The sequence below is a fragment of the Streptomyces sp. adm13(2018) genome (assembly GCF_008042145.1).
Classification (GTDB): domain Bacteria; phylum Actinomycetota; class Actinomycetes; order Streptomycetales; family Streptomycetaceae; genus Streptomyces.
On the sequence record NZ_RDBH01000114.1, the window covers coordinates 61,980 to 71,714 of the forward strand.

Below are 9,735 nucleotides of genomic sequence, written 5' to 3' on the forward strand. Positions count from 1 at the left end.
GGCCAGTACCACCGGCAGTGGTGGGGCGTCCGGCAGTGGGCGGTAGGTGACTCCCGGGTGGGTGTGCAGCGCCGCCTGCCCCACCTCCGGTGTCAGGTGGTCCGTGAACGTGTCCGGCCACAGCGTCACGTCCGCCGGCCGGGTCGAGCCCCGCTCGGTGAACCACGACGTGAACGTCCTGGCCGCCACCCTCGGCATCGTCCGCTCCGGCGTCACCCCCGCGAGGCGCGCCGCGAACGGCAGCCTCATCCCGGCGTTCAGGCCCCGTCCGAACAGGTCCAGCCAGTGCGGCAGCCTGCCCATCGTCCAGTGCGAGCGCGGCCTGCGCAGGAACCCGAGCGGTCCCGCGTAGTGCAGGTCGAGGAACTCCGCCTTGTACGCGGCCATGTCGACCCCCACCGGGCAGTCACTGCGGCACCCCTTGCAGGACAGGCACAGGTCCAGCGCGTCCCGCACCTCCTCCGCGCGCGGGCCGCCCGTGACCACCTCGCCGAGCGCCATCTCGTGGAGCAGCCGCGCCCGGCCCCGCGTCGAGTGCTTCTCCTCCCCCGTCGCCCGGAACGACGGACACATCACACCGGGGCCCGAACTCGGCCCCTCCACGCGGCACTTGGCCACGCCCACGCAACGGGCTGCGGCCCTTCCCAGCCCCACCAGCGGCAGCCCGGTGAACCGCAGCCCCTCGTCGAGCGGACGCGGGCGGACCAGCATCCCCGGGTTGAGCCCGCCGTCCGGGTCCCACACGTCCTTGACCGCGCCGAACAGGGCGACGAGCTCCTCCCCGTACATCCTCGGCAGCAGCTCGGCCCGCGCCTGCCCGTCGCCGTGCTCCCCGGAGAGCGACCCCCCGTGCGCGACCACCAGGTCGGCGACCTCCTCCGAGAAGCGCCGGAAGTCCCGTACCCCCCGCTCCGTCCACAGGTCGAAGTCGATCCGGACGTGGACGCAGCCGTCGCCGAAGTGCCCGTACGGAACCCCCCGGAGGCCGAACCCGGCGAGCAGCGCACGGAACTCGCGCAGGTACGCCCCGAGCCGCGCCGGCGGCACCGCGCAGTCCTCCCATCCCGGCCAGGCCTCCCCGCCGCCGGGGGTCCTGGTCGCCGTGCCCGCCGCGTCCTCGCGGATCCGCCACAGCGCCCGCTGTCCGGCCGGGTCGCTCACCACGACGGAGTCGATCGCGTCGGCCGCCCGGACCAGCCTCCGGGCGGCGCCCTCCCCGTCGACCTCGCAGAACAGCCAGGCCGCACCGCGGGGCAGCCCGGCGGCGCCGCGTACGAGGTCGGCCGCCATCCCCTCGACGGTCAGCGGCCCGAAGGGCAGGAGCCCCGCCGCCGCGTCCGCCGCCGCGCCCTCGTCCGCGTACCCCAGCACCACGAGCACCGGTGCGGCCGGCAGCGGTACGAGCCGGACCGTCGCCCGCGTCACCACCCCGAGCGTGCCCTCGCTGCCGCAGAACGACCGGGCCACGTCCACGCCCCGCTCCGGGAGCAGCGCGTCCAGGGCGTAGCCGGAGATGCGGCGCGGCAGGCCGGTGGGGTAGCCGGTCCGCAGGAGGGCGAGGTCGCGGTCGACGAGGTCGAGGAGTCCGGCGGGGGCGCCGCGCCCGTCCGGCCCCAGCGTCAACTTCGCGCCGCGGTAGGTCATCACGTCCAGCGAGCGCACGTTGTCGGCCGTGGTCCCCCAGGCGACGGAGTGCGCCCCGCAGGCGTTGTTGCCGATCATGCCGCCGAGGGTGCAGCGGCTGTGCGTGGACGGATCGGGGCCGAAGGTCAGGCCGTGCGGGCGTGCCGCCGCCCGCAGCCGGTCGAGGACGAGCCCCGGCCCGACGACGGCCGTCCGGGTCTCCGGGTCCAGGGAGACGATCCCGCCCATGTGGCGTGTGAGGTCGAGCACGACGCCGGTGCCGGTCGCCTGGCCGCCGATCGAGGTCCCGGCTCCCCGCGCGACGACCGGCGTGGCGCCATGGGCGCGGCACACCTCCAGGACGGCCGCGAGGTCGTCGGCGTCGCGCGGGGCGACCGTACCGGCCGGAACACGGCGGTAGTTGGATGCGTCCATGGTGGTCAGCGCCCGTGCGGTGACGGAGAAGTCGACCTCCCCGGCGACCGCCGCGCGGAGGTCGGCGGCCAGTCCGGACGTGTCCTGCTCGTGTCTTCCCACAAGCCCAGGATGTCTCAGTGCTCGTCTCATCGGGCGGACATCCGGCGACCGGGCCCTTCCCGACCCGATACTCTCCGCCTCGTGGCTGATATCCAGATTCCCGCTGACATCAAGCCCGCCGACGGCCGTTTCGGCGCGGGCCCCTCCAAGGTGCGTACGGAGGCGCTGGACGCCCTGGCCGCCACCGGCACCTCTCTCCTCGGCACGTCCCACCGCCAGGCTCCGGTCAAGAACCTGGTCGGCGAGGTGCGGAGCGGCATCCGTGACCTCTTCTCGCTCCCCGAGGGCTACGAGGTGATCCTGGGCAACGGCGGCTCCACCGCCTTCTGGGACGTCGCGACCCACGGGCTCATCGAGCAGAAGTCGCAGCACCTCACCTTCGGCGAGTTCTCCTCCAAGTTCGCGAAGGCCTCGAAGCTGGCCCCGTGGCTGGCCGAGCCGACCGTGATCTCCTCCGACCCGGGCACCCACCCGGAGCCGGTGGCCGAGGCGGGCGTGGACGTCTACGCGTACACGCACAACGAGACCTCGACCGGCGTCGCCGCTCCGCTGAAGCGGGTCGCGGGCGCCGACGAGGGCGCGCTGGTCCTCGTCGACGCGACCTCCGGCGCGGGCGGCCTCCCGGTCGACATCACCGAGACGGACGTCTACTACTTCGCCCCGCAGAAGTCCTTCGCCGCCGAGGGCGGCCTGTGGCTCGCGGCGTTCTCCCCGGCCGCGCTGGAGCGGGCGAAGAAGATCCACGAGTCGGGCCGGCACATCCCGGAGTTCTTCTCGCTGCCGACGGCGATCGACAACTCGCTGAAGAACCAGACGTACAACACCCCGGCGCTCTCGACCCTCTTCCTGCTCAACGAGCAGCTGAAGTGGATCAACGGCCAGGGCGGTCTGGACTGGGCCGTGGCACGGACGAAGGAGTCCTCGGACGCGCTGTACGGCTGGGCCGAGGAGTCCAAGTACGCGACGCCTTTCGTCACGGACGCGGCGAAGCGTTCGCAGGTCATCGGCACGATCGACTTCGCCGACGACATCGACGCGGCGGCGGTCGCGAAGGCGCTGCGCGCGAACGGCATCGTGGACACGGAGCCGTACCGCAAGCTGGGCCGCAACCAGCTGCGGGTCGCGATGTTCCCGGCGGTCGACCCGGCGGACGTGCGCGCCCTGACGGCCTGCATCGACTACGTCATCGAGAAGCTGTAACCCTCCCTCCCCGTACGCCCGAAGGGCCCGGCACCGGATTCGTCCGGCACCGGGCCCTTCGGGCGTCCCGGGGCCGGGCCGGCGCCTGGGGAACCGTCTCCCGCGCGGGCCTCAGCGGCGCCTGAAGAGGCGTTTCGCGCCGACGACCAGCAGGGTGGCTCCGGCGAGGACCAGGAAGCCGAGGGTCGCGTTCCCGCCCTCCCCGGCGTCCTGCCCGGAGGGCGGGGAGGCCGTGTCGGGGGCGCCCGGGGTGCCCGCGGGCTTCCCCGACGGGCTCGCGGCGCCCTGCCGCTCCAGCCGTACCACCCGGCTGCGCTGCCCCTCGGAGCCCAGCATGAAGGCCGAGCCGTCGGGCGTGTACGTCACCGACTCCGCCTGGCCCTGGAACGGGGCGCCGACCGACGTGCCGTCGTCGCCGAGCCGGCCGTCCTTCCACGCGTACTCGCGCGCCATGAGGTAGCCGCGCAGCACCAGCCGGTCGCCGTCCGGCGAGAAGGCGCCGTCGGTCACCCACGGCACCTCGCCGATGCGCCGGAAGGTGTTCGTCCCGGACGAGGAGAGCCGCTCGGGCCCCGCGTACAGGCCGCCGCCCTCCTCGTTCTTGCTCGCGATGTACACCCGGCCGGTCTTCGGGTGGACCATCAGCGCCTCCGCGTTGCGCGCCCCGTCGGCGTACTTCACGACGTACTGCTTCGCCGTCACCGTGCGGTCCCCGAGGACCTTCGGCTCGGGGAAGCGGTAGATCCAGACGTGGTCCCAGGAGCCGTCGAGGTTGTCGCCGATGTCGCCGACGTAGATGTCGCCGTCCGGGCCGACCGCGATGGCCTCCATGTCGCGCGGGGTGCCCACGCCCCGGATGGTCAGGGTCGCGACCGTCTTCCCCGTACGGGAGTCGATGCCGTAGATCAGCGGCGCGTCCTGGTCGTTGTGCGTCCAGTAGATCCCGGGGTGGGCCCGGCTGGCGGCGAGGCCGCTGGACTCGGTGATGCGGGAGTCCTCGATGGTGAAGTCCCGGTCCGGCTCCGGCCCTTCGGCACGGGCAGGCCCGACCGGCAGCAGGACCAGGGCCGCGGCCGCGCCGAGGGCGCACAGAGCAGATCGCATGCACCCAGCCTGCCACGACCGCCCGCCCCGGCACGGCGGGCCGCCGCGGGGAGGATCGTCCGACCGGCCGCCCTCCTGCCCCGAACCGGTGCGAAACCCCGTTGACCCGCCCTTCGGCCGCTGTCAGGGTCGCGCCCATGCCCACCCCGAAGACCTTCACCGCGCCCGACGGCACCCTCCTCGCCCACCACGAGGCCGGTACCGGCGCCCCGCTCCTCTGCCTCCCCGGCGGTCCGCTCCAGGACTCCGCCTATCTCGGCGACCTCGGCCGGCTGACCGACCAGCGGCGGCTGATCCGGCTCGACCTGCGCGGCACCGGCGCGTCGGCCCTGCCGGACGACCCCGCCTCGTACCGCTGCGACCGGCTCGTCGAGGACGTGGAGGCGCTGCGCGCGCACCTCGGGCTCGACACAGTCGACCTCCTCGGCCACTCGGCGGGGGCGAACCTGGCCGCCCTGTACACGGCCCGGCACCCCGAACGCGTCGGCCGGCTCGTGCTCGTCACCCCGGGCACGGCGGCCGTCGGCCTCGACACGGCACCGGAGGAGCGGCTCGCGGCGGCACGGCTGCGGGTGGGCGAGCCGTGGTTCGGACGGGCGTACGCGGCGCTCCTAGAGGTCACGGCGGGGCGCGGCACCGGCGAGACCTTCCAGGCCGTGGCGCCGTTCCTCCACGGGACCTGGGACGCGGCGGCGCGGGAGCGGCACGCCGCCGTGGAGGAGCAGCGGAACGGCGAGGGCGCGGGGGTCTTCGCGAGCGAGGGGGCGTTCGATCCGGCGGCCACCCGCGCGGCGCTCGCGGAGTTCCCGCGGCCGGTGCTCGTGGTGGCCGGGGAGGGGGACGTGAACACCCCGGTGCCGACGGCGGCCGCGTACGCGGGCCTGTTCCCGAAGGCGTCCCTGGTCGTCCTGGAGGGGGCCGGGCACTTCCCGTGGCACGACGACGCGGAACGGTTCGCGGCGGAGGTGGGGGGCTTCCTGGCGTAGGCGGTCTCCGGGGGCCGGGGCCGGTGCCTGCGGGCCCGCGGCCGGAGTCCGGGGCCCGCGGAGGCTCGCGGCCCGTGTCCCGGATCACGTCGCAGGTCCGGGACGCCGTCCGCGATGATATGACCATGCGTTTTCTGTTCGTCGGCGACAGCATGACCATCGGACGCGCCGGCGACTGGACCTGGCGGTACCGCATGTGGCGGCACCTGGAGTCCACCCTGCCCGGCGGGTACGAGATCGTCGGCCCGCGCTCCTCGCTGTACGACCCCGAGGCCGACGCCCCTGCGTCGGAGGCGTACGCCGACCCCGCCTTCCCCGCCTCCGCCCGGCGCCATCTGGCCGGCTGGGGCGAGGGCTGGCTGCACATGGCGCCCGTGATCGGCGACACGGTGGCCCGGGCCCGCGCCGACGTGCTGCTGGTCTCGCTCGGCCTGATCGACCTCGGCTTCTACACCGACAGCGGGCAGACCGAGGAGAACGTCCGGGCCTTCGTCGCGGCGGCCCGCACCGCGAACCCGCGCATCCGGGCCGTGCTGCTGCCGGTCATCCCGAACGTGCGCGCCGGGTACGACGCCCCCTTCGCGCTGGAGTGCGCCCGGTTCAACGAGCTGCTCGCGAAGGCGGTCGCCGACCTGGACACGGCCGCCTCGCCCCTCCTGCTCGCGCCGGTGGCGGAGTCGTACGACCTCGACGGGGACACGTACGACGGCACCCATCCGGGGCCCTCGGGCGAACACAAGCTGGCGGCGGCCTTCGCCGACGCGATGCACCAGGCGTGGGGCCTGGGCGGCCCGTACGCGGGGTAGCGGGCTGGGTTCAGGCGGCGCGGGTGAGGCGGTTCGCGAAGGTGGAGAGCGTGTACGCGCCGACGCCGAGCACGACCTCCAGGGCGTTGCGACGGGTGAAGCCCGCGGCCTCGAAGGCGGCCAGGTCGCCGTCGCTCACCGCGCCCGAGGAGGCGAGCACCTGGAGGGTGAACAGCCGGACGGCGGCAAGGCGTTCGACGTCGGGGGCGGGCCCGAGGTCGGCCATCCGCGCCTCGTGCATGTCGACGCAGAGGTGGCACTGGTGGCGTTCGGCGACGGTCAGGACGACCGTCTCGCGGGAGTGCGGGTCGAGGGTGGTGGACTCGAAGGCCTGACTGATCTTCAGGAAGGCGTCGAGGGTCTCGGGCGACTCCTTGAGAAGGGCGACTGCGGCGGCGGTACGGGCGGACATGTCCACGGACAAGGCGACTCCTGGCTCGGACGGATAGAATCGACAACATGGTTGACCATGTGTCGGGGAAAAACGTAAACCAGGTTGTCGATAAGAGCAAGGGAGAGGAGGAGAGCGGGGCCGTTGCCGGGGACGACGCCCTCGCCGGGGGCCGGGGCTACGAGCTCCCCCTGCTGCTCTTCGGCGGCTTCCGCACGCTCATCGACCGGGTCCACGCCCGCCTCGCCGACGAGGGTCACCCCGACATGCGCCCCGCCCACGGCTTCGCCATGCAGGCCATCGGCGCGCGGGGCGCCACCGCCAGCGAGATCGGACGCCGCCTCGGCGTCTCGAAGCAGGCGGCCGGCAAGACCGTCGACCGACTGCTCGCCCTCGGGTACGCCGAGCGCGCCGACGATCCCACGGACGCCCGGCGCAAACTGGTCCGCCTCACCCCGCACGGCCTCGCCGCCCTCGCCCGCTCCGCGGCGATCTTCGACGACCTGCGGGCGGAGTGGGCGGCGACCCTCGGGGCGGACGGAGTCCTGGCCATGGAGGCGGCCCTGCGCACGGTGGTCCCCCCGGAGACGGCGTTCCGCCTGGACGCGACGAGCTGGCTCGGGGCGCCCTGAGGGGGGCGGTCCACGACCGGGGCCGGCCCCCAGGGCGCCGGGCTCCGGGGCCGGCCCCCAGGACGCCGGGCTCCGGGGCCGGGCCCCAGGGCGGCCCGAAGGCCGGCCCCCAGGGCGCCGGGCCCGGGCCGGGTTCCAGCCCAGGCCCCGCTCCGGTGGTTCCCGAGTCAGCCTGTCACCAGGCGAAGGCCTCCGGGGACGGGCCCGGGCCCGGGAAGATCTCGTCGAGGTCCGCCAGGATCTCCTCGCTCAGCTCAAGCTCCAGGGCGCGCAGCGCGCCGGCCAGCTGCTCGGGTGTCCGCGGGCCGACGATCGGACCGGTCACGCCCGGCCGCGTGAGCAGCCACGCGAGGGCCGTCTCGCCCGGCTCCAGGCCGTGCTTGCCGAGCAGGTCCTCGTACGCCTGGAGCTTCGCCCGGGAGGCCGGGTCCGCCAGGGTCGCCGCCGCGCGGCCCTCCGTACGGCGCTTGCCCTCGGACTCCTTCTTCAGGACGCCGCCGAGCAGGCCGCCGTGCAGCGGCGACCAGGGGATGACCCCGAGGCCGTACTCCTGCGCCGCCGGGATCACCTCCATCTCCGCGCGCCGCTCGAAGAGGTTGTAGAGGCACTGCTCGCTGACCAGGCCGACCGAGCCGCGCCGGGCGGCGGTCTCATTGGCCTGGGCGATCTTGTAGCCGGGGAAGTTGGAGGAGCCGGCGTAGAGGATCTTGCCCTGCTGGATGAGGACGTCGACCGCCTGCCAGATCTCCTCGAAGGGGGTCGAGCGGTCGATGTGGTGGAACTGGTAGAGGTCGATGTAGTCCGTGCCGAGGCGCTTGAGGCTGCCCTCGACCGCGCGGCGGATGTTCACCGCGGAGAGCTTGTCGTGGTTGGGCCAGGCCTCGCCGTCGACGCCCATGTTCCCGTAGACCTTGGTGGCGATGACGGTACGGTCGCGGCGGCCGTCGCCCTTCGCGAACCAGGAACCGACGATCTCCTCGGTCCTGCCCTTGTTCTCACCCCAGCCGTACACGTTGGCGGTGTCGAAGAAGTTGAGCCCCGCGTCCAGCGCCGAGTCCATGATGGCGTGGCTGGTGGCTTCGTCCGTCTGGGGTCCGAAGTTCATCGTCCCGAGGACGAGTCGGCTGACCTTGAGTCCGGTGCGTCCGAGCTGCGTGTACTCCATGAACGACAAGCCAACTGCCTGGAGTGCGCTCGAAGCAAGGGGGTTCCCACGGGGTGGGGAAGGGCCTACTGGCCGAGCACCGATGCCAGCGCGACGATCGCGAACATCAGTACGAGAACGCCGGCCATGATGCGGTTACGGGTCTTAGGGTCCACCCTTCGAGGTTAACCCGGCCGTCCCGTCCGCCCCGCAAGGGGCCAGCCCTCGACCCTCTCGTACCGGGGCTGCTCCCCCCGCACCCCGCTCACCGGCAGGTTCGACCGGACCAGGACCAGCTCGCCCGCCTCCCAGCGGGTGCCCTCGAAGGTGCCGAGTTCGTCGAGGAAGGGGTGCAGGTCCACCTCGTCCCGGCGCGGCCGGGCCAGCGTCAGGTGCGCCTGGTAGCGGCGGTGCTCCTCCATCGGGATCCCCGCCCTGCGCGCGGCGGCGTCCGCCCGCTCGGCCAGCAGCCGCAGCTCGTCCAGGTCCCCGGCGACCCCGGCCCACAGGGCCCGCCGCCCGAAGTGCCCGCTGCCGTGGAGCCGGAGCGGGAAGGGCGGGGTGCGGTGCGCGGCGCGGGCGAGCCGGACGCGCAGCTCGGGCAGCAGCTCCTCGTCGACCTCGCCCATGAAGGCGAGCGTGAGGTGCCAGCCGGGCCGCGAGGTCCAGCGGAGCCCGTCCGCCCCGGGCAGCCGGTGCAGACGGTCGACGACGAGTCCGAGCTCGTCCTGCCGCGCGGGCGGCGGCAGAACGGCCGCGAAGAGCCTCATGGGGCGAGTGTGGCAGCCGTTAGCCTCTGCGGCATGAAGATCTCCATCAGGAAGGGCGGGGCGGAGGACCTCCCCGCCATACTCGGCGTCCTCGACAGCGCCGTGGTGTGGCTCAACGGCAAGGGAATCACCGCGCAGTGGGGCACCGAGTCGTTCTCGGCGCGGCCCCGGGCGGTGCGGCAGGTCGAGGACACGATGACCGAGGGCGACCCGTGGATCGCCGAGATCGACGGCGTACCGGCGGGGACGATGACGCTGACCCCGCACCCGGGCAAACACGTGCCCCGGGTGGACGAGCCCGAGGTGTACGTACGACTGCTCGCGACCGACGCGCGGTTCCACGGGTACGGGGTGGGGGCGGCGCTGCTCGCCCACGCGGCGGAGGAGACCCGGCGGCAGGGGGTGTCCCTGCTGCGGGTGGACTGCTTCGCGGGCAGCGAGGGCCGTCTGGTCGCGTACTACGAGCGCCAGGGCTTCACGCCGACGGACACGTTTCTGGTCGGCGACTGGGAGGGCCAGATCCTGGAGCAGCGGGTCTGAGG

General features: G+C 73.8%; 10 protein-coding genes. 5 read left to right on the forward strand and 5 right to left on the reverse strand.

All coding sequences use genetic code 11. The features are described 5' to 3' along the window. Positions 1-2,190: FAD-binding and (Fe-S)-binding domain-containing protein (locus EAO70_RS12405; protein ID WP_148003448.1), on the reverse strand; the 2,190-nt coding region annotated here is incomplete at its 3' end. Between the two features lie 51 nt (positions 2,191-2,241). Between EAO70_RS12405 and serC the strand changes: the two genes are divergently transcribed. Continuing rightward, positions 2,242-3,360 carry a phosphoserine transaminase gene (serC, locus tag EAO70_RS12410; protein WP_148003071.1) on the forward strand — a complete coding sequence of 373 codons (1,119 nt, stop codon included), beginning with the start codon at positions 2,242-2,244 and terminating at the stop codon, positions 3,358-3,360. Between the two features lie 111 nt (positions 3,361-3,471). Here the strand turns inward: serC and EAO70_RS12415 are convergent, their stop codons facing one another. Continuing rightward, positions 3,472-4,464, reverse strand: a complete 993-nt coding sequence (locus EAO70_RS12415; protein WP_148003072.1) for an esterase-like activity of phytase family protein — start codon at positions 4,462-4,464, stop codon at positions 3,472-3,474. A gap of 137 nt (positions 4,465-4,601) precedes the next feature. Here EAO70_RS12415 and EAO70_RS12420 point away from each other — a divergent pair, with 137 nt between their 5' ends. Both EAO70_RS12420 and EAO70_RS12425 read left to right on the forward strand, forming a co-directional pair. Beyond that, on the forward strand, positions 4,602-5,450 hold the full coding sequence (locus EAO70_RS12420; RefSeq protein ID WP_148003073.1) for an alpha/beta fold hydrolase: 849 nt from the start codon (positions 4,602-4,604) through the stop codon (positions 5,448-5,450). A 125-nt stretch (positions 5,451-5,575) separates the two neighbouring features. Further along, positions 5,576-6,256, forward strand: coding sequence for a GDSL-type esterase/lipase family protein (locus EAO70_RS12425; RefSeq protein ID WP_148003074.1), 681 nt, complete (start codon positions 5,576-5,578; stop codon positions 6,254-6,256). A 10-nt stretch (positions 6,257-6,266) separates the two neighbouring features. On the opposite strand, the gene EAO70_RS12430 is transcribed toward EAO70_RS12425, so the two are convergent. Beyond that, positions 6,267-6,680, reverse strand: a complete 414-nt coding sequence (locus tag EAO70_RS12430; protein WP_148003075.1) for a carboxymuconolactone decarboxylase family protein — start codon at positions 6,678-6,680, stop codon at positions 6,267-6,269. 35 nt (positions 6,681-6,715) lie between these two features. On the opposite strand from EAO70_RS12430, the gene EAO70_RS12435 reads away from it, so the two are divergent. Next, positions 6,716-7,279, forward strand: coding sequence for a MarR family winged helix-turn-helix transcriptional regulator (locus EAO70_RS12435; RefSeq protein WP_148003076.1), 564 nt, complete (start codon positions 6,716-6,718; stop codon positions 7,277-7,279). A 175-nt stretch (positions 7,280-7,454) separates the two neighbouring features. Here EAO70_RS12435 and EAO70_RS12440 read toward each other — a convergent pair whose 3' ends face one another. Both EAO70_RS12440 and thpR read right to left on the reverse strand, forming a co-directional pair. Then, the gene (locus EAO70_RS12440) at positions 7,455-8,444 is read right to left on the reverse strand and encodes an aldo/keto reductase (protein ID WP_148003077.1); all 990 of its coding nucleotides are present in this window, start codon (positions 8,442-8,444) and stop codon (positions 7,455-7,457) included. A gap of 164 nt (positions 8,445-8,608) precedes the next feature. Continuing rightward, positions 8,609-9,193, reverse strand: coding sequence for an RNA 2',3'-cyclic phosphodiesterase (thpR, locus tag EAO70_RS12445; RefSeq protein ID WP_148003078.1), 585 nt, complete (start codon positions 9,191-9,193; stop codon positions 8,609-8,611). A gap of 33 nt (positions 9,194-9,226) precedes the next feature. Between thpR and EAO70_RS12450 the strand changes: the two genes are divergently transcribed. After that, complete coding sequence (locus EAO70_RS12450; protein ID WP_148003079.1) at positions 9,227-9,733, forward strand: GNAT family N-acetyltransferase; 507 nt, start codon at positions 9,227-9,229, stop codon at positions 9,731-9,733. Positions 9,734-9,735 lie beyond the last annotated feature (2 nt).

What these genes read in the sequence shown, in the direction of transcription:
- EAO70_RS12415 (WP_148003072.1), bottom strand. Translation starts at nt 4,464, where the DNA reads ATGCGATCTGCTCTGTGCGCCCTCGGCGCGGCCGCGGCCCTGGTCCTG.
- EAO70_RS12420 (WP_148003073.1), top strand. Translation starts at nt 4,602, where the DNA reads ATGCCCACCCCGAAGACCTTCACCGCGCCCGACGGCACCCTCCTCGCC.
- EAO70_RS12425 (WP_148003074.1), top strand. Translation starts at nt 5,576, where the DNA reads ATGCGTTTTCTGTTCGTCGGCGACAGCATGACCATCGGACGCGCCGGC.
- EAO70_RS12435 (WP_148003076.1), top strand. Translation starts at nt 6,716, where the DNA reads ATGGTTGACCATGTGTCGGGGAAAAACGTAAACCAGGTTGTCGATAAG.
- EAO70_RS12440 (WP_148003077.1), bottom strand. Translation starts at nt 8,444, where the DNA reads ATGGAGTACACGCAGCTCGGACGCACCGGACTCAAGGTCAGCCGACTC.
- thpR (WP_148003078.1), bottom strand. Translation starts at nt 9,193, where the DNA reads ATGAGGCTCTTCGCGGCCGTTCTGCCGCCGCCCGCGCGGCAGGACGAG.
- EAO70_RS12450 (WP_148003079.1), top strand. Translation starts at nt 9,227, where the DNA reads ATGAAGATCTCCATCAGGAAGGGCGGGGCGGAGGACCTCCCCGCCATA.